Source organism: Pseudoalteromonas 'SMAR', from assembly GCF_048515945.1.
Classification (GTDB): Bacteria; Pseudomonadota; Gammaproteobacteria; order Enterobacterales; family Alteromonadaceae; genus Pseudoalteromonas.
This window is the reverse complement of the sequence record NZ_JBLWMW010000014.1, coordinates 23,364-42,212: the sequence shown is the minus strand read 5'-3', so window position 1 is coordinate 42,212 and position 18,849 is coordinate 23,364. Positions and strand designations below refer to the sequence as shown.

The 18,849-nt window shown below is 47.2% G+C and carries 16 protein-coding genes; 8 read left to right on the top strand and 8 right to left on the bottom strand.

Going from position 1 to position 18,849, the window contains the following annotated elements:
• Positions 1-23: 23 nt before the first annotated feature.
• From ACNKW2_RS07935 to ACNKW2_RS07925, 3 genes are all read right to left on the bottom strand, one after another.
• The gene (locus ACNKW2_RS07935) at positions 24-794 is read right to left on the bottom strand and encodes a sulfite exporter TauE/SafE family protein (protein ID WP_419148075.1); all 771 of its coding nucleotides are present in this window, start codon (positions 792-794) and stop codon (positions 24-26) included.
• A 56-nt stretch (positions 795-850) separates the two neighbouring features.
• Positions 851-1,750: a LysR family transcriptional regulator gene (locus ACNKW2_RS07930; protein ID WP_419148074.1), complete on the bottom strand. Its 900-nt coding sequence runs from the start codon at positions 1,748-1,750 to the stop codon at positions 851-853.
• 307 nt (positions 1,751-2,057) lie between these two features.
• Entirely contained in the window at positions 2,058-3,617 is a 1,560-nt protein-coding gene (locus tag ACNKW2_RS07925; RefSeq protein ID WP_419148113.1) for an AbgT family transporter, read from the bottom strand.
• A 189-nt stretch (positions 3,618-3,806) separates the two neighbouring features.
• Between ACNKW2_RS07925 and ACNKW2_RS07920 the strand changes: the two genes are divergently transcribed.
• Both ACNKW2_RS07920 and ACNKW2_RS07915 read left to right on the top strand, forming a co-directional pair.
• The gene (locus ACNKW2_RS07920) at positions 3,807-4,658 is read left to right on the top strand and encodes an HDOD domain-containing protein (protein ID WP_419148073.1); all 852 of its coding nucleotides are present in this window, start codon (positions 3,807-3,809) and stop codon (positions 4,656-4,658) included.
• 65 nt (positions 4,659-4,723) lie between these two features.
• Positions 4,724-5,959: an NRAMP family divalent metal transporter gene (locus ACNKW2_RS07915; RefSeq protein ID WP_419148072.1), complete on the top strand. Its 1,236-nt coding sequence runs from the start codon at positions 4,724-4,726 to the stop codon at positions 5,957-5,959.
• 41 nt (positions 5,960-6,000) lie between these two features.
• Here ACNKW2_RS07915 and ACNKW2_RS07910 read toward each other — a convergent pair whose 3' ends face one another.
• From ACNKW2_RS07910 to fadI, 5 genes are all read right to left on the bottom strand, one after another.
• Positions 6,001-6,279, bottom strand: a complete 279-nt coding sequence (locus tag ACNKW2_RS07910) for a YfcL family protein (protein WP_336565049.1) — start codon at positions 6,277-6,279, stop codon at positions 6,001-6,003.
• Positions 6,280-6,292: 13 nt separating this feature from the next.
• Positions 6,293-7,414 (bottom strand): ATP-NAD kinase family protein, encoded by a 1,122-nt coding sequence (locus tag ACNKW2_RS07905; protein WP_419148071.1) that lies wholly within the window; start codon positions 7,412-7,414, stop codon positions 6,293-6,295.
• Complete coding sequence (locus ACNKW2_RS07900) at positions 7,404-7,970, bottom strand: elongation factor P hydroxylase (RefSeq protein ID WP_419148070.1); 567 nt, start codon at positions 7,968-7,970, stop codon at positions 7,404-7,406. Before ACNKW2_RS07900 ends, ACNKW2_RS07905 begins: the two co-directional genes overlap by 11 nt.
• 164 nt (positions 7,971-8,134) lie before the next feature.
• Positions 8,135-10,234, bottom strand: a complete 2,100-nt coding sequence (gene fadJ / locus ACNKW2_RS07895; protein WP_419148069.1) for a fatty acid oxidation complex subunit alpha FadJ — start codon at positions 10,232-10,234, stop codon at positions 8,135-8,137.
• Complete coding sequence (gene fadI, locus ACNKW2_RS07890; RefSeq protein WP_419148068.1) at positions 10,234-11,544, bottom strand: acetyl-CoA C-acyltransferase FadI; 1,311 nt, start codon at positions 11,542-11,544, stop codon at positions 10,234-10,236. Before fadI ends, fadJ begins: the two co-directional genes overlap by 1 nt.
• A 266-nt stretch (positions 11,545-11,810) precedes the next feature.
• On the opposite strand from fadI, the gene ACNKW2_RS07885 reads away from it, so the two are divergent.
• From ACNKW2_RS07885 to ACNKW2_RS07860, 6 genes are read left to right on the top strand one after another with little or no spacing between them, the layout of a single operon-like run.
• Positions 11,811-12,767 carry an AAA family ATPase gene (locus ACNKW2_RS07885; protein ID WP_419148067.1) on the top strand — a complete coding sequence of 319 codons (957 nt, stop codon included), beginning with the start codon at positions 11,811-11,813 and terminating at the stop codon, positions 12,765-12,767.
• A gap of 6 nt (positions 12,768-12,773) precedes the next feature.
• Positions 12,774-13,727, top strand: coding sequence for a DUF58 domain-containing protein (locus tag ACNKW2_RS07880; RefSeq protein WP_419148066.1), 954 nt, complete (start codon positions 12,774-12,776; stop codon positions 13,725-13,727).
• Complete coding sequence (locus ACNKW2_RS07875; RefSeq protein WP_419148065.1) at positions 13,728-14,159, top strand: DUF4381 domain-containing protein; 432 nt, start codon at positions 13,728-13,730, stop codon at positions 14,157-14,159.
• Positions 14,152-15,135, top strand: coding sequence for a vWA domain-containing protein (locus ACNKW2_RS07870; protein WP_419148064.1), 984 nt, complete (start codon positions 14,152-14,154; stop codon positions 15,133-15,135). Before ACNKW2_RS07875 ends, ACNKW2_RS07870 begins: the two co-directional genes overlap by 8 nt.
• Before the next feature lie 4 nt (positions 15,136-15,139).
• Positions 15,140-17,146: a VWA domain-containing protein gene (locus ACNKW2_RS07865; protein WP_419148063.1), complete on the top strand. Its 2,007-nt coding sequence runs from the start codon at positions 15,140-15,142 to the stop codon at positions 17,144-17,146.
• Positions 17,140-18,762, top strand: a complete 1,623-nt coding sequence (locus ACNKW2_RS07860; RefSeq protein ID WP_419148062.1) for a BatD family protein — start codon at positions 17,140-17,142, stop codon at positions 18,760-18,762. The genes ACNKW2_RS07865 and ACNKW2_RS07860 overlap by 7 nt, the downstream gene beginning before the upstream one ends.
• Positions 18,763-18,849 lie beyond the last annotated feature (87 nt).

Below are 18,849 nucleotides of genomic sequence, written 5' to 3'. Positions count from 1 at the left end.
TAACTGCGCATCGTTGTGCGCAGTTAGAGTAATTTGATAATAAGCGCGATTCCCAGCAAAATAAGCAGTGCATTCATTACCTTAACAAAGCGTCCCGGCGCAAGTTTGGCGGCAATCATGATACCTAACTTATTCCCCAGCATAGCCACCGGAATAAAACACAACGCCAGCAATACGTGTTCCAGCTGCAATAACCCAGTGGCGCTAAAGGTCACTAATTTCACCACGTTCATCAGTGCAAAAATCACCGCCACGGTGGCAATATAGCCACTGGTCGATACAGTTCGGCTATTGAAATACACCATTAGCGGCGGACCACCAGCGTGGATCAGGGTGGTGGAGATCCCAGCTAATGTACCAGTTACCCCGGCAAGCACATTGACTTGCTTAGCATTGCTGACTTTGTTGTGACGAAAGAACACGCCGCGAACACCAAATGCCACACTGAGACCGGCAATGGCGACAGTGAGCCAAAATTCGCTCGCCCCTTGTAAAAACACAGTCGCCAATGCAATACCCGCAAAGGTGCCTGGTAACAAACGTTTAAGCTCGGCGTAATGCCATAATTTCCAGTAGCTCTTTAAGCTAAACACATCGGCCACAATAAGCAGCGGCAACATCAAGGCAATGGCATTTTTGGGGCTCATGACCAGTAATAGTAAAGGCACTGAAAATGCCCCTAAAGCCCCCGCAAAGCCAGACTTTGAAATACCACTCAACAACACCACCAGAGCAATGACCAGCAGTTGAGTGGGTTCTGTCTGAAGCACAGAAGTAAATGCAGGCGCGGTCATGGTTTTAATAACACCTCAATCATATCAATACCGCCAGTTAAAAGAGCTCTACTGGTTTACTCACCAGCTTGCTCCAGTTGCATACAGTGGTAACGCAACTCGCCAATAAATGCCCTGGTAGCGGGCCCGAGCCTATCGCCGTCTTTAAAGATCAGATGCAACTGTGCGCGGCGTTGACTTTGCTGAGTCAGTGGCAAAGGTTTCAACTGGCCACTACTAAGCTGTTGCTTTATTGCTGATACCGGCAACCAAGCAAAGCCAAGTCCCTGTGTGATCATGTCTATGGAAGTGGTCATGTGGCTTACCGTCCAGCGCTGGTGAGCGCCCAACCAGCCTTCGTCTTTTTTACGGTTAATGGCAGAATCTCGAACCACGATTTGGCGCTGAGATTTTAAATCCTCAAAGGTCAATTCACGGTTAAATTGGTGCAGTGGGTGTTCTGGGTGAGCCACCGCCATAAACTCAATTTGGCACAGCTCTTCACTAAAGCCATCCGCCAAGGTCACCGGTGAAATGGCAATATCAACATCGGTATTTTGCAATAACTCAGACGCTCCAGTGAGCACCGACTCAACTAATTCAACCCGCAGTAATGGAAACTGTGACGAGGTGTTTTCCAGTACCTTGTACAGCACCTGTTGCGGGAAAATCTCATCCACAGCAATGCGCAATTGCCCTTCAACTCCTTCTGCTAAGGTTTGACCAACGGCTTCTACCTTGGCGGCTTCATCAAGCAAGTAATTTGCTCGACGCAACATCATCTCCCCCGCTTCAGTGAGTTTGGTTCTGCGCCCCTCAATGGTAAAAAGCTGTACTCCTAATCCTTGCTCAATTTTATGCACGGCAGTATGAATGCTGGATTGGCTTTTATGCACTTCTTTTGCCGCTTGGTTAAAGCCACCATACTCCACCACGGCACGGAACATACGCCATTGTTCAAGGGTAATTCTTAACATTCAAAACCTCACTGAGGATATTAGCATCGCCACAAAACCTAAAACATCATCGACTTTTAGTCACTTTTTTACGATAAGCAACCGTGACAATGGCGTTTAACAGCAATAGTAGCAACTACAAAACAGCTATGGCTCACTGTCATATTTCTTTCATATAAAAATAACCTAGCTGTCAACTCGCCTGTTTAGAATCACTTGCCATAGACTCCCCTTGATTATATTGAGTTTGTCAGCGTAGCTTCTAGCTACGCTTTTTTTTGCGCAAAAAAAACGCTGCAATGTGCAGCGCTTTCGAACTTTTAAATATCTACATGCCAGCCGCTGGGTAGAGGTAACTTGCCTGCAGCCCCAGTGGAATGCCAAGCATCCAGTAAATCAATAAGAATATACTCCATCCAATCAAGAAGGCGATGGAATAAGGCAACATCATAGCGATAAGCGTACCAATCCCGGTGGATTTCACGTATTTCTGACAATACACCACCACTAAGGGGAAGTATGGCATTAATGGCGTAATAATATTCGAGCCAGAATCACCTACGCGGTATGCTGCTTGGGTTAAATCCGGTGAAATACCCAGTTGCATCAACATGGGCACGAAAATCGGACCCAGTAACGCCCACTTTGCCGAGCTAGAGCCAACAAAGAGATTCACAAACGCCGTAAGGAAGATAATACCAATCACGGTTACATAGCTCGGCAATGCCAAGGCTTTCAACACTTGTGCCCCTTCAATGGCCAACAACGCACCTAAGTTAGAGTGGCTAAAGGCACTGATGAATAAGGCACAGAAAAACGCCATTACAATGTAATAAGACATGCTGTTCATGGCTTTGGTCATGGCATCAATCATGTCTTTAGAGGTTTTAAAGGTGCCTACCACAAAGCCGTACACGGCACCGGGGATCCAGAATAATAAGAAGATAAGCGGTACAATGGACTGCATTAATGGCGCGCTAAAGTCAGTTAAGGCTCCTGATGGGCTGCGCAGTGCAGAATCTTCACCACTTGATGCATACACCAGTGCAGCAATGCCTGCTAACATCACCAACGAGGCAATTACAAAACCTTTTTTCTCTTTGCTGGTAATCTCACCAAAAGACGGTAAGTCTTCGGTATCGCCATCAATTTGCGTTGATTTAAGGCGTGGTTCAATGATTTTATCGGTGATGTACCAACCTAAAAGCACAATGAACAGGCTTGATGCCGAAGTAAAAAACCAGTTATTTAGTGGGTTAATGGCAATATCAGGGTCGATAATTTGTGCCGCACTTTGGGTAAAGCTTTGCAGTAACGGGTCAATGCCAGATGGGATAAAGTTAGCACTAAAGCCACCGCTCACCCCAGCAAATGCCGCTGCAATCCCCGCCAAAGGATGTCTGTCCATAGCATAAAAAATCACCCCAGCAAGTGGAATTACCAAAACATAACCGGCATCCGTCGCGGTATGGCTGACAATCGCAATAAGGATAATTGAAGGCGTTAACAGTGCTTGCGGAGTGCGTTTAAGCATGATTTTCAGGCCGGTATTGATATAGCCTGAATGCTCAGCAACCCCAACACCCAGCATGGCAACCAGTACCACTCCTAAAGGCGCAAAGCCGGTAAAAGTTTTCACCATGGTCGCTAAAAAACCAGCCATGGCGTTCGGGTCTAACAGATTGTTAACCACAATTGCTTGGTTGGTTCTGGGATCGATGGCGCTAAACTCAACGCCAGAAAACAGCCATGACAATAACCAAATTAAGATCATTGCTGAAAGAAATATAATCGCCGGATCGGGAAGCTTGTTCCCCACCCGTTCAATACCGTTTAAAAAACGGGTAATTGCAGAGTTTTGCTCGTTCGCTTGTTGTGTTTCCTGCATACCATTGCCCTGAGAAAAAAATTGCTTAACCATAACTTACTATTTACATATTAAGCAAGTCTACGTTCCGTGAAGAGAAACTCTTTGCTGCTTTAATATCCAGTTTCATTGATTTTTTGTCTTACATCAGCGCCAAGCCATTTTTTTCATCTATTATTGTTCAGTCCCTTTTGTTTCATGGTGTTGTTTATGATTGAACTCGACGATAAAGTGTTAGCCGACGTTAAACAAGGTTTTACTCTGCCACCCAAACCCAGTGTGCTCGCACAACTACAAGATGCCTTAGAGAGTGAACCGCAAAATTTAAATCAGGTAGCCGACATTATTGCCAAAGACGTCGCCACCTCAGCGGCGGTATTAAAAATCATCAATTCTCCCTTGTATGGCTTAAGTCGCACTGTCACCGATGTCAAACAAGCTGTGGTTTTTTTAGGGCTAGATTCTATATGCCAGTTGGTGACCGGATTTTTGCTTAAGCAATCCTTTGAGCAAAGTAAATGCTGTATTAGTCTCGAGCGCTTTTGGGATAACGCCAGTGACATCGCCGACAGCATTATCGTGATTGGCAATAAGTTAAAATCTCGCGTCCCCATAGAAAACTTACATTTATTAGGGCTATTCCACGATGCCGGTATCGCCGCCATGGCGGTAAATTACAGTGATTATATGGAAACCTTGATTGCGGCAAACAAGGATTATGAGCGATTATTAGTGGATCATGAAGAGCAAAAGTATCGCACCAATCATGCGGTGATTGGCTACTACCTCGCCAGTTCCTGGAATTTACCTAAGTCCATCTGTCAGCTGATTTTATGCCACCATGACCCCAGTTTCTTAGTCAATTGCAAAGACCAAGATCAACAATTGGCGTTTGCAGCGCTGAAAATGGCCGAAAACTTTGTCCATATTAATAAGCGCTTTGTCGCCGCTCCTGACTGGCATTTAATGAAAGAAGAGGTACTTAAAGTACTCAACCTCGATGAAGACGACTATCAAGATATTAAAGAAGACTTAGAGGAGTACTTTTTAGAGTACTCCTAATTCGCAACATTGCCGTCGCAGCCAAAACTTCGTAGACTGTGCTGAAAAAATATAAGGAAATCAGATTGTCAGCACTTCATTCCCTGCAACAAAAGATGGCCGCATTTGGTCCTGGAATTCTTATGGCCACCGCCGCTATCGGTGGCTCGCACTTAGTGTCGTCAACCCAAGCTGGAGCACTGTTTGGCTCTCAACTTATCTGGCTGATTGTATTGGTAAACGTCATTAAATACCCTTTCTTTAAGTTTGCCGTAACCTACACCTGTGAACAGCAAAAGACGGTTGTGGAAGGATACTATCAACACTATCGCTTTGGCTTTAAGGTGTTTGTGTTGCTCAACAGCTTTGCCGCCATCGTCAATACCGCAGGCGTAGTCTTGCTTACTGCCAGTTTATTAAGTTATAGCCTGCCATTTAGCATTAATATTGAATTGTTGAGCTTAGCGTTATTAGTGCTGTGCCTGAGTATGTTACTTATTGGTCATTATAAGCTCCTCGATTTAACCAGTAAGTGGGTGATGCTGATTTTAACCCTCGCCACTTTGGCTGCACTGGTGATTGCCGTGATTAATGGCCCCGCTCATGCGCCTCCTGCCAATCCCGTATCGCCTTTTGATATTGCACTATTGGGCTTTTTAGTGGCATTAATGGGCTGGATGCCAGCCCCGATTGAAATTTCAGCCATCAATTCTGCCTGGTTAAAAACCAAAATGGTCAAAGCCAAACTCACTCCTGGGCAAATTATGCTGGACTTTAAAGTGGGGTATTTTGTTACTGTGGCGCTGGCGGTGGTGTTTGTCGTGCTTGGCATGCTGATGCAATATGGTCAGAATAAGCCTATCGAGTTAGCGGGCATTGCGTTTTCTCAGCAGCTCATCGATATGTACGCCAATACCATTGGCGAGTGGTCCCGTTGGCTTATTGCTGCTGTGGCTGTGCTGTGCATGTTTGGCACCACGATTACGGTGTTAGACGGCTACGCCCGAGTGCTCAGTGAAGCAGTGAAATTATTTAAACCCCAACGTAACACTAACCCCTACACGGCGATTGTCTTACTGCAAGCCACTTTGGGCTTATTGCTGGTGTTGTTTTTTAAGGCGGACTTAAAGAGCATGTTAATGTTTGCCATGACCTCGGCGTTCGTCACCACGCCAATTTTTGCGGCAATGAACTTAGGGCTGGTGCGTGGAGCGCTGTTTCAAAAGCAAACATGGGCAGTTAAACTTTTGACTTATATTGGTTTATTTTACCTGTTTGGCTTTGCGTTGGGGTATTTATATTGGCAGTTTATTTATCGCTAGTGCCCTACCGCTGTAAGGCACTGGCTAATTCGAGTGCAGGCTTACTTAGCTAGGCGCTGCACTTGTTCCCAAATGGCCACAACCAGCGCCTTATCCTCTTCATTTAGCTCACCATTACGGTACGCCTTAACTAAGCTTTCTTCCACATGTTGGTTAAGCTCAGCAATAGACAACTCGGCTTGTTCCACTTGTGCATAGCCTACTGCTAGGTCAAAGTGACCTCGCAGGTAACCACCAGCAAACAGTTCATCGTCGCTGGCTCTATCCACTAAGTCATCAAAAAACTGTTGTGCTTGCTCGATATATTCATTCATTGACATAGGTATTCCTAGATTATTCTTGATGACCCACCGCATACATCACGTGGTCGTTAAACCCCGTGATCACCTTGATAAAACCAGACAAGCTTTCGTCTAAGGCTTCATCTCCGGTGTCGGCAATTAATGGCCTGCCTGCTAAGGCTTTTAACTTGGTTTTGGTGGCAATAACAATGATGTTGTCTTTGCCTACCCGTTTGATTAATTCTGGGCTCAGTTGCTGGTTACCGCGGCCAAAAATATGGCCTTGCCCGCCAATTAGAGTAATAACAATTTTGCTGTGTTCGTCGACGTAATCCAGTAACTGGCTGGCGGTTTGATCTTGCGCCACTAGCTCTTGATCTTTGACCACATCCACCCCCAGCAGGGTGTTTTCTAAGCCCATTTCCGCCATTACAGCAGCAACGGTGGAACCAGAACCCATAATGTAGGTCTCATGCTCTTCCATTTCAGAAACCACATACGCCGCAATATCGGCAAGCACCAGTTCGTCACTCTCTTTACCGCCATTTTTCACGGCTTGAACGTACCTAAGCTCAGTCGGCACCTGCATTTCACCATAGCGCTTAGCCTTGACCGTGCCCTGACGAAACGCTTGCTCATCAATGTCCATAACATCGGCTTCAGAAATCGATACTAACTCACCAGACACCAGCAATTGCACAACTCGACCAGCGGCCTTTGGCGTAATAGCATAAACGCCGCTGTGAATTTTACAGCCTGCGGGGATCCCTAAAACCGGACAGGCATCCGCCACCGCGTGACAAATATTGCGTGCCGTGCCATCGCCACCGGCAAAGAGAATAAGGTCCACGTCTTGCTCAAGCAGCTTTTTGGCTGCCTGCTCTGTGTCTTCTGCGCAGGTGCTCGCTGACTGCGGCTGATACACCACGGTGGTGTCAAAGCCCAGTTGCTCGGCAACCGTCTGTCCCATTTCACCTGAAACTGTGTAAATGCTAATTTGCGCTTGCTGCTCTAGCAGCTCTTTTAACGCCGTGGCAGCGCGGAGATTGGCTTTGGGTGTGGCCCCAAGCGCGATAGCCTTTTGTGCGGTATCGACACCATCACTGCCTTTGAGGGCAACACTGCCACCTAACCCTGCAACGGGGTTGACGATTAAACCAAGTTTAAATTGCATCTTCGCACTCCAAGGTAATGTCGGCAGGGATCTGCCACACAAACTGACTCGGCTGCAACGGCCAAGGGGTTTGGTAAAATTCACTTAAGGCGTTGAGTAGCATTTGCGTACGGCGATTAAAGCCCGATTGCAACAGCTGCAATACCTGTTGGTGTACGCGCTGCTGAAAGCTAAAGCGGCAAGTCTGTGCACCATTTAGGTTGTCCACAGAGACATTGAAGTTAAAGCCTGCAGCCACGCTCAGTGCCCATTCAATGGCCTGGGGTTTCACTTCCACTTGCTCAAACGCCAGTTGCTGGGCTTTGTCGCGGCCATCAGGGCAATACCAATAGCCATAGTCTTCTTGATCACGGCGTTTTGCCCCTGCCACCAACCAATGGGCTATTTCATGTAAGGCGCTGGCATAAAAACCATGGGCAAACACGATACGGTGATGGCGATGCTCGGCATCGGCAGGCAAGTAAATTGGCTCGTCATCACCGGCGACCAGTTCGGTATTCAATTCAGTCAAAAATAGACCGTTAAAAATGCGTATCAGATCGGTTATTTGGTGCATCAAACTTCGCCACAACAAAACTCTGGGCGCAGATTGTAAGGTTTTTACCCCCTAATGTAAAAGGGGCTAACCAGCTTATGGTCATCGCTTTATTTTTTGCAAGCGGGTTTCAGCAACAAAAAAGCCGCTTTGCAGCGGCTTTAGACAACAAGAGAAATAGGTGGTTAGTAATACCCTTTCCCGGATTCTGACTTAGCCACCAAGGCTTCAGCAGGTGTAAATGCTGGATTATCAACGGCATACGTTGATAGTTCAGAGCACAATTTGCTGGCACCTTTTTTATCGATGTAGCTAAATGGACCACCCATAAACGGTGGGAAACCAATACCAAAAATGGCACCAATATCACCATCACGAGCGTTGCGAACAATGCCTTCATCCAAACAGCGCGCCGCTTCATTAAGCATCTGGGCAACACAACGGTTGGCAATTTCTTGCTTGTTCAATTTAGGTGAAGTGGTAATGCCTAGCAGCTCATAGACTGACTCGTCCACTTGCTTGCCTTTTTTACCTTGGTAGTTATAGAAGCCACGACCGGTTTTACGACCTAAGCGTTTTGCTTCAATCATGCGGGCAAAAGCATCAGGCGCTTTAAAACGCTCACCCAGTTCTTTTTCTAAAATCGGCGCTATTTTAGAACCAATATCAACGCCCACTTCATCAAGTAAGGCCAACGGCCCTACTGGGAAGCCAAACTCAACCAAGGCTTGGTCAATTTTCTCGATGGGTTCACCGGCCAACAATAAATTCGCCGCTTCATTAACGTAAGGCGCTAAAATACGGTTAACGTAAAAGCCCGCTTTATCTTTTACCACAATTGGCGTTTTACCTTGCTTACGGGCAAAAGACACCGTACGAGCAATGACGTCTTCACTGGTGCCTTCATGAGGAATGATCTCCACCAGTGGCATTTTCTCAACCGGTGAGAAGTAATGCAGACCAATGACGTTTTCTGGACGTGCGGCTTTTTCTGCAATTTGGGCAATCGGTAGAGATGAGGTGTTACTAGCAAAAATGGTATTGTCACTGCATTCACGCTCAATGTCCGCAACCATAGATTGCTTCAGCTCTAGATCTTCAAATACCGCCTCTATCACCATGTCGGTGTGCTTAAAGCCAGAATAGTCGGTGGTGCCAGTGATCATGTTCAGCGTAGATTGCATCTCAGCTTTCGAAATAATACGGCGCTTTTGACGTTTTGTGAGGATCTTATAGGTGTAATTTAAAGCATTGCTGATCCCTTGGTGGCTAACGTCTTTAATACGCACCGGAGTGCCTGCTTTCACCGCACTGACATGGGTAATACCAGCGCCCATTAAGCCCCCGCCTAGCACCGCAGTACGCTTGATAGGTGCTAACTCGTCACTTTGGAATTCTTTTTTCATTTCCGTGGTGGCGAAGAAAATACCGCGCAGTGCCTTTGATACCTCAGACATCACCAAATCGGCAAAGCCTTCTGCTTCTGTTTTGTACGCCTTTAGCTTATCCAGCTCAACAGACGCTCTTACCGCTTTGATAATCGCCGCTGGTGCAGGGTAATGACCGCCAGTTTTTTTATCGACGTTTTCTTGCGCTTTTTTGAAAATGATATTGCGACCAAATGGATTTGACTCTAACAATTGGCTGATGCGATCCAATTTCGGCTTACGTGGCTTTGGCTTGCCTTGGCGTGCCAATTTAATCGCCACCTCCAACAAAATGCTTTGTGGTACTGCATCGTCCACTAAGCCGGCTTTTTTCGCTTGCTTAGCACGAACCTGCTTACCGGTTAGCATCCACTCTAGCGCTTTTTGGATCCCCACCAATTTTGGTAAACGCTGCGTACCACCGCCACCAGGCAGTAAGCCCAATTGCACTTCTGGTAGACCCAGCTTGGTTTTGCCATCATCGGTGCAAACCCGGTAATCACACGCCATAGCGAACTCTAAGCCACCGCCAAGCGCAGGGCCGTGAATGGCAGCAACGGTTGGAAATGGCAATTCCGCCATTTTGAAAAAGGCTTTTTGACACATTTCAGACAGTGCCAAGGCATCATCGCGAGTGTTGGCGTTATCCAGCATTTTGATATCCGCGCCGGCGATAAAGTTATCGTCTTTACCACTGATAAACACCATACCGGTGACGTCGTCTTCTTTGCCTTTTGCAATAAGCTGCAATAACTCATCGGCGAAAGAGTCACGCAAGGTGTTCATCTTTTCATCGGGCACATCAATGGTAACAATGGCTACGCGATGTTCGTTTAGTTCATAAGAAAATACTGACATTATGCGCTCTCCAATACAAATGCTGCTCCAAGACCACCTGCGGCACACGCTGTGGTCAGTGCAAGTCCGCCACCACGACGCTTAAGTTCATGTAAGCTCTGAGTGATCAAACGTGCCCCTGTGGCTGCAAACGGGTGACCATAAGCCAGTGAGCCACCGTTGACATTGAATTTATCCATGTCAATTTCACCTATGGCTTTGCTGCGACCTAATTGCTCTTGGGCAAACTTGTCGGAGGCGAACATTTTCATGTTAGCTAAGGCTTGCGCGGCAAACGCTTCGTGCATTTCAATCAGATCTAAATCGGCTAATGTGATCCCCGCACGCTCAAGTGCTACCGGCGTTGAATGTGCCGGACCCATTAGCATGTCTTCTTGCACACCAATGGCCGAGAACGCAAAGCTACGGACATAGCCTAAAATATCGTAACCCAGAGCTTTGGCTTTGCTTTCACTCATCATCAGCACCGCTGCGGCACCATCAGTAAGTGGTGTGGCATTCGCCGCCGTCACCGAGCCGTGTTTTCTATCAAACACCGGCTTCAACTTGGCATAGCCTTCCAGTGACGAGTTCTCACGAATGTTATTGTCTTTATCAATAAAGCTCTTATAAGGCTCTACGTGCGCGGCCATAACTTCTTGATCCAATAGCCCTTCAGACCAAGCTTTCGCTGCCAGGCTGTGTGAGCGATGCGCCATAGCATCTTGATCGGCACGGCTAATACCATGGGTTTTCGCCATTTGCTCGGCGGTTTGTCCCATCGACAGCCCAGTTGAGTATTCCGCAACAGCAGGAGGAACAGGCATTAAGTCTTTCAATCTTAATTTTGAGAAAATCTGTAGTCGTTGCTTTAAGGTACGCGCCTTGTTTAGGTCGACTAAGCTGCCAGCTAATTTTTTACTTACGCCAATTGGTAGTACCGACGACGAGTCTGCACCACCAGCAACGCCCACGTTAACCTGACCAGAGATGATGCTTTCGGCGACATTGGCAATGGCTTGGAAACTGGTAGCGCAGGCTCGCGACACCGAGTAAGCGTCTACTGATACCGGCATGCCAGTGCCTAAGACGATTTCACGTGCAATGTTTGGCGCTTCTGGCATCTGCACCACTTGACCGAAGACAAGTTGGTCGATTTCTTTGCGGTCGAAGTTCAGACGCTCAAGCATCTCATTGACCACGATTTTACCTAGATCAAGTGCTGGCACATGGTGAAAGGCCGTTGCTTGTTTCGCAAATGGCGTACGCAGGCCACTTACAATGGCGATACGGTCGCCTTTAGCTGTTTTTAGTATGTTTTGTTCAGACATGAATTTGCTCTCCCGCTGACAGGTCTGACCTGTTAATTTCCTCCGATTCTAAACAACCAAACCCGAGTTGCCAATAGCAAAACACGAATTGGGTGTTTTTCAAACCGTAAAGGACTACTTTAGTTGCTTTTTTAAACAATCACAAAGTATTTGAAATTGTTATTGAAAATTTATGAACTTTTGCAAAATTGCCGGTCTAATCCCCTTGATTATTGGCACCAAGTCCATATAACTAAGTTAATTTTTTCGCGAGAAAAGGCAGTCACATGGCAGTAAACGAATTTACGCAACTAAAACACTATTTAGATACGCAAATCCTAGGACAAAGCGCGCTTACCGAAGCCTTGCTTATCACGTTACTGGCCGACGGGCATTTGTTGGTTGAAGGACCGCCGGGCCTAGCTAAAACCCGAGCAGTGAATGCTCTGGCCAAAGGCATAGAAGGCAGCTTTCAGCGGGTACAGTTTACCCCCGACTTATTGCCCTCTGACATTACGGGTACCGATATTTACCGCCAACAAACCAATGAGTTTGTGTTTGAAAAAGGGCCTTTGTTCCACAGCCTCATCTTGGCGGATGAAATCAACCGGGCACCGGCCAAAGTTCAGTCTGCCCTGCTAGAAGCCATGGCAGAAAGACAGATAACCGTAGGTAAAAACACCTACACTTTGCCCGAGTTATTTATGGTAATGGCAACCCAGAACCCGCTCGAGCAAGAAGGTACTTACCCACTGCCTGAAGCACAGCTAGACCGCTTCTTATTACACCTAAACATCGATTACCCAGATGCCGAAACTGAATTGGATATTTTACGTCTCACCCGCGGCGAAGCATTAGAGCAAGCAACCGCCAGCTTTAGCGCCATTAGCCAAGAAACCTTGTTTGCAGCACGTAAAAAAGTACTGGCGCTGCACCTTGCAGAGCCTCTGGAGCAGTATTTAGTGCAACTAATTGTTGCCACCAGAGAGCCTGCCAAGTTCGATGCTCAATTAGCCAGCTGGCTTGATTATGGCGCCAGCCCCCGAGCTACTATCGCCTTAGATAAATGCGCCCGGGCCCATGCTTGGTTACAACAACGGGACTTTGTCACCCCAGAAGACATTCAGGCTGTGGTGCACAACGTGTTACGCCATCGCATTATTCTTAGCTATGAAGCCCAAGCCGATGGCGTAAGCAAAGACCAAGTGATCAGCAAAATCTTAGAATTGATTGCTGTACCTTAAGCCGTTATGAAAAAAGAAAAGCCGTTTGATGCATTACAATGGTTTAATGAAAGTCACAGTGATGGCGCTTCACTGAACTTAAAAGAGCTGTTGTACTATAAATCGAAAGCGCATTTATTGTCGCTGCGTCCCCGTGGCAAGGTCAAAAGTGCCCAAGCAGGCCAATACCTTGCCCCACACAAAGGCCGTGGAATGGAATTTGCGGAAGTAAGACAGTATCAATATGGTGATGATATTCGTGCCATTGATTGGCGCGTCACCGCCCGTACCGGTGAAACCCACACCAAGTTATTCCAAGAAGAAAAAGAACGCCCAGTATTTGTCTTTTGCGACTTGTCTGCCAGCATGCTGTTTGGCTCACAATTGCTATTAAAGTCAGTTCTGGCAGCGCATTTAAGCTCACTAGTGGCTTGGTCTGCTTGTGCCCGTGGTGACCGTGTTGGTGGCGTGGTATTTAATGACCAGCATCACCACGAGTTAAAGCCCATGGCCCGCGACCGTGGTGTGTTGGCATTAGCGCATCAACTGTGTAGTTTGCATCAACAAGCTTTAGAGAGCCGCGATGCAGCGACCAATGGCCACCGTTTTAATGAAAACTTAAAACGACTGGTTCATTTAGCCAAGCCCGGTAGCTTAATTTACTTAGTCTCAGACTTCACCGCGCTTGATGAAGACAGTTTCAAATTGCTAGAGCGTGCCACACGCCATAATGAAGTCATTGCCTGTATGATAACCGACCCATTTGAACGGCAACTGCCGCATTATGGCCAAGCCATTGAAGCCACTGACGGGGGCAATAAATGGACCTTGCCATTAATGGATCAACAGTTTCGAGAGCAGTTTTCGCACCACGCCGAGCGCTTTTTTGAGCAGCAGATAGCGCTGTTGCGACGCTCTGGCATGACTTTACAACACTATGATGCATCTCTACCAATCGAATTACAGTTAGTGAGGGGTTAAATGCAAGCGGATCCGTTAGCACAACTTAACGACGTAGTTGTGCCACAAAGCGTAAGCTGGTGGCCACTGTCCTATCCCATGTGGGCGCTGATCGGCACCATTGTATTACTGCTAGTATTCATTTGTCGCTATTTTTACCTTCGGCAACAGCACCTGCGTGCCAAAAAGCATGCCGTTAAACTAAGTACTTCTGCGCAATCAGCACAAGAGTTACATTTAATTCTAAAACGCTTAGTGAAACACTATTACGGTGAACAGTATGCCAGTCTCAGTGCTGAGCCTTGGCTTGAGTTTCAAGCCAAGGTCACCAAAGCCGCGTTAACTCGCCAAGAACTCGACTCACTCTATTCCCCTAATCCAAGTGCGACCTTACAAGCAAAGCTTATCACCGCGATTAAAACCTTTAACGTTAAGGAGAAGCGCTATGTTTGAGTTTGCTTGGCCTTGGGCGTTTTTATTGTTGCCTTTGCCTTGGCTCATTGCCAAATTTAAACCCAGTAAAGCTCAGGCTGGCATTAAGCTACGCATTCCAAGCTTGGCTAAAATGGCCATTGCAGGCCACTCACAACTGCAACCAAGAAAGTCGATAAACTGGTTAGAGGCATTAGTTTGGCTGCTGCTGGTAATTGCAGCTGCTAACCCAACGTGGTTGGACGACCCTATCGTAGTGCCAAACGAAGGCAGAGACATTATGCTCGCCGTTGACCTATCGGCCTCGATGACAGAGCAAGATATGGACTATCAAGGTCGCAGTGTCGACCGCCTTTCGGTGGTGAAAGCCGTGGTCAGTGACTTTATTACTGAGCGCCAAGGCGACCGCTTAGGCCTTATCCTGTTTGGCGACACGGCGTTTTTGCAAACGCCATTAACCCGAGATCTCAACACCGTGAGTCAAATGCTCAGTGAAGCACAAATTGGTTTAGTTGGCCGTGCCACCGCCATTGGCGATGCCATTGGTTTAGCCGTAAAGCGCTTTGGTGAGCGCGAGCAAAGCAATAAAATTTTAATTTTGCTCACCGATGGTCAAAACACCGCCGGTAATTTGGAGCCCGATGAAGCCCTAGTGTTGGCCCGCGAAGAAGGCATAAAAGTGTATACCATTGGCGTTGGCTCTGATGGCAAGCGTGGTTTTGGGCTATTTGGCTTCAACTCCATGGCGGGCAGCAGTATTGATGAAAAAACCTTACAACACATCGCTAAAGAAACCGGTGGCCAATATTTTCGTGCCAAAGATGTCGCCGGGTTACAGCAAATATATGCCATGCTCGATCAACTTGAGCCGATCAGTGACGAAACCCAAACGTTTCGACCCAAACTGGCATTATTCTATTGGCCGCTATTGGCAGTGCTAACCTTGGTGTTTTTAGCGCGCTGCAGTGTTGTTTTAACAGCCTGGCTGCGGAGGTAACCTGATGGAATTTGAATTTATCCGTCCACAGCTACTGTGGCTATTACTACCTTGGATGCTATACAGCCTGCTTCACTGGCGCAACCAAGGCGCTAAGCAGTCGCAACAGTTAATTGCGCCACACTTAGCTCAGGTGGTGATGGGTGAGCAAAAAAAGCCTGGCCAAAAGCACATTTCAGCTTGGCTTAGTATTGCCTTTTTCTTGCTTGCTATTATCGCCATTGCGGGCCCGAGTATTGAAAAGCGTGAAGTGCCAGTGTTTAAAACTCAAGCACCTCGAGTCATGGTAATGGACATGTCATACTCTATGTATGCCACCGATATTGCTCCAAACCGCTTAACCCAAGCCCGTTTTAAAGCCTTAGATTTATTACAACTGTTTAAAGAAGGCGAAACCGGGTTAATTGCTTACGCAGGAGATGCCTTTACCGTATCACCATTAACCACCGATGTTACGACCTTAGAAAACCTAATTCCAAGCCTCAGCCCTGAAATCATGCCCAGCAAAGGCTCGAACGTGCTTGCCGGAATTGACCAAGCCGTGAGTCTACTTAAAGGTGCAGGGTTTGATCGTGGCAGCATTGTCTTGCTCACCGATGGTATTGAACAAAATGAAAGCGAAGACATTCGGGCTTTACTCCAAGGCAGTAACTTTACCCTCAGTGTATACGGCATTGGCAGCGCTGCAGGAGCGCCCATCAACTTACCTGAAGGGGGCTTTCTAAAAGACCAATATGGTCAGATAGTGGTACCAAAATTGGTTAAAAGTAGATTACAAAAGCTCGCAGCCAGCCAAGACGGTGTGTATGCCAGTTATACTGCTGATGGTCGCGATATCCAGGCCTTTAAGCCCAGTGCCAGTAACGCCAAACCCAGTGATGAGCAACAAACCAACACCAAGTGGCGCATTGACGCTGGCGTTTATTTACTGGTTTTATTAATTCCTATGGCACTGCTGTTACTGCGCAATCACGCCATCGCAATTAGCACGGTACTGTTGGTGTGTTTGTTCCCACAACAACACGCCTATGCTGCACAGTGGTCTCAATGGTTTAAAAACACAGATCAGAACGCCCTTGCGGCCTATCAAAATGATGATTATGACCAAGCCAGTCATGCCAGCAACTCGGTATTAAAAGGCGCGGCATTATATAAAAAAGGTGACTTTCAGCAGGCGGCCGATGTATTACGCCAGCAACCCTCTGCTGAGGCTCAATATAACCTTGGTAATGCGCTGGCGAAACTCGGTCAGCTTGATGACGCCATTGCAGCCTACGACCGGGCATTGGCTAAGCAGCCAGATTTCGAGCAAGCGCAACAAAATAAGGCACTCGTGCAACAGTTAAAGGATCAGCAAGAGCAACAAGGTCAACAGGACCAACAAGGTCAGCAGGACCAACAAGGTCAGCAGGACCAACAAGGTCAGCAAGACCAACAAGGTCAGCAGGACCAACAAGGTCAGCAAGACCAACAAGGTCAGCAAAACCAACAAGGCCAGCAAGACCAACCAGGTCAGCAAAACCAACAAGGTCAGCAAGACCAACAAGATCAGCAAGACCAACAAGATCAGCAACACCAACAAGGTCAGCAAGGCCAACAAGGTCAGCAACACCAACAAGGTCAGCAAGGCCAACAAGGTCAGCAGGACCAACAAGATCAGCAACAGCAATCCGACGGCAATAGTCAGGAGAATAATAATCAGCCAGAACTGGCTGCCAATGCAGATCCAGAGCCTGGTCAACCACAACAGCAACCAGCGGATCCCAGTGAAGTCACGGCTGACGCTAAAGCGCAACCACAATCACAACAACAGCAACAACAAGCAGACAAGATGATGGCGCAGCAAGGCCGCGAACTGACCCCAGAAGAAATAGAAAAGGCACAGCAACTTAATCAGCTGCTACGCAAAGTGCCAGACGATCCTGCAATCTTATTGAGAAATAAAATGCTACTAGAATCACAACAGCGTAAACAAAGACGTCTACCTCGAGGAGTTGAAAAATCATGGTAACACGTATTCTATTGCTATTGTCTTTGTTGATATCGAGTCAAGCGGCACTGGCTTTGGATAATTTAACTGCTAGTGTCGATAAAAACCCAGTGCTTGCTGGCGAATACTTTACCCTCACCATCACCGCCGAAGGTAAAGTGAAAGGCACCATTCCAGACGTTTCAGCCTTGAGCCAGAACTTTGTCACCAGTCCAGTAAGCACCAGTTCGCGCACCAGTATTATTAATGGCAGTATGACCAGCTCAACCAGTTGGCAAGTGCAACTGGTTGCCCGCACCCCAGGTGAGTACACTATTCCGGCCTTTGAGGTCGATGGTGCCAAAACCCAGCCCATCACCCTCAATGTGGTAGCGCAACAAGACGATGAGCAAAGCAAGGATATTTTCGTTAAAGCAACGCTCGATAGCACCAACCTTTATGTACAACAAGCTGGACTGTATACCGTTAAGCTTTATATCGGCCAAGACTTACTAGACGGTCAATTAAGTGCCCCAGAAGCCGAGGGTGCCACTGTGACTCAGCTGGGCAAACAGCAAGAAGAATATGAAATCGTTGATGGCCGTCGTTATATGGTGATCACCAGAGAATACATGCTGCAGCCACAAAGAAGTGGTGACATCACCATACAACCACCGGTATTTAACGGCCAAGTCCGCGAAGGGTATCGCCGCATGGCTGTCTCTGCAGTGGCTGAAGCCATCGAGTTGACGGTCAACCCCATCCCCAGTGAACACGCTGATAATTGGCTGCCCAGTGAGTACGTCAACTTTTCCGCTGAATGGCAACCGCAAGACACCAATGTAACCGTGGGCACGCCACTGACACGTACTTTCACTTTAACCGCAGTAGGTGTGACTAAGGAGCAGCTACCTGAGCTTAATATGGAAGAGGTGGAAGGCTTTAGGATCTACCCAGATACCTCTGAGCGTAAACAAATTACTCGCGATGGCAAAGTGATTTCACAACTGCTGGTGTCTTTTGCTTATTTGCCCCAACGCTCAGGTGAGTTTGTTTTGCCAGAAGTTTCCTTGCCTTGGTTTAACACCGTCACTAAGCGCCAAGAATTTGCGACCTTACCGGCCAAAAATATCACCATCAAAGCAGATCCAAATCAAAGTAAAACGGTGGCGCCAACCAGCAGCAGTGAAAGCGCCGCTAGTGCGCTAACAGACTCTGCAACAACAGCCGAAACCACAGTGCAAAACCACATTCCGCAGTGGCTATGGTTAATTACTGCACTAGGCTATCTGTTATGGCTGGCCACGGTTGTGGCTTGGTGGTTATTCCATAAGGCGCGCCCAACCGCCAAACCACTTGCCCAAGCTGAAGTCAATCAGCCACGTAATATGGGTTTTGCAGACGCAGTCAAAAAGGACGATCCTCAGGCTTTTTATCAAGCCCTGCTGGCATACCTACACCAGCAACAGCAAAGCTTGTCTGACTGGCTAAAAACTCAACCTAGTGAAGTGCAAAGCCAAGTGCATGCCTTGCAAGCCAGTCTATATGGCAAAGGTACTGGCGAGATAAACTTAAAAAGCTTATACCAAGCACTGCAAAAAGCAGAGAAAGCACACTTACAACAACAAAGTACAACACCGCTAGACAGTTTATACTAAAGCAAAGCGCCATTTGGCGCTTTTCTTTTATGGCTCTGTTATGCTTAATTAGCTCAGTAAACAAAAAAATGCATAATTGATGAAATA

Bases quoted from the DNA above. Each gene is read 5' to 3' on its own strand.
- ACNKW2_RS07925 (WP_419148113.1), bottom strand. From the start codon at position 3,617: ATGCAGGAAACACAACAAGCGAACGAGCAAAACTCTGCAATTACCCGT.
- ACNKW2_RS07880 (WP_419148066.1), top strand. From the start codon at position 12,774: ATGAAAAAAGAAAAGCCGTTTGATGCATTACAATGGTTTAATGAAAGT.
- ACNKW2_RS07905 (WP_419148071.1), bottom strand. From the start codon at position 7,414: ATGCAATTTAAACTTGGTTTAATCGTCAACCCCGTTGCAGGGTTAGGT.
- ACNKW2_RS07885 (WP_419148067.1), top strand. From the start codon at position 11,811: ATGGCAGTAAACGAATTTACGCAACTAAAACACTATTTAGATACGCAA.
- ACNKW2_RS07930 (WP_419148074.1), bottom strand. From the start codon at position 1,750: ATGTTAAGAATTACCCTTGAACAATGGCGTATGTTCCGTGCCGTGGTG.
- ACNKW2_RS07935 (WP_419148075.1), bottom strand. From the start codon at position 794: ATGACCGCGCCTGCATTTACTTCTGTGCTTCAGACAGAACCCACTCAA.
- ACNKW2_RS07865 (WP_419148063.1), top strand. From the start codon at position 15,140: ATGGAATTTGAATTTATCCGTCCACAGCTACTGTGGCTATTACTACCT.
- ACNKW2_RS07870 (WP_419148064.1), top strand. From the start codon at position 14,152: ATGTTTGAGTTTGCTTGGCCTTGGGCGTTTTTATTGTTGCCTTTGCCT.
- ACNKW2_RS07875 (WP_419148065.1), top strand. From the start codon at position 13,728: ATGCAAGCGGATCCGTTAGCACAACTTAACGACGTAGTTGTGCCACAA.
- ACNKW2_RS07900 (WP_419148070.1), bottom strand. From the start codon at position 7,970: ATGCACCAAATAACCGATCTGATACGCATTTTTAACGGTCTATTTTTG.
- ACNKW2_RS07910 (WP_336565049.1), bottom strand. From the start codon at position 6,279: ATGTCAATGAATGAATATATCGAGCAAGCACAACAGTTTTTTGATGAC.
- ACNKW2_RS07860 (WP_419148062.1), top strand. From the start codon at position 17,140: ATGGTAACACGTATTCTATTGCTATTGTCTTTGTTGATATCGAGTCAA.
- fadJ (WP_419148069.1), bottom strand. From the start codon at position 10,234: ATGTCAGTATTTTCTTATGAACTAAACGAACATCGCGTAGCCATTGTT.
- ACNKW2_RS07920 (WP_419148073.1), top strand. From the start codon at position 3,807: ATGATTGAACTCGACGATAAAGTGTTAGCCGACGTTAAACAAGGTTTT.
- fadI (WP_419148068.1), bottom strand. From the start codon at position 11,544: ATGTCTGAACAAAACATACTAAAAACAGCTAAAGGCGACCGTATCGCC.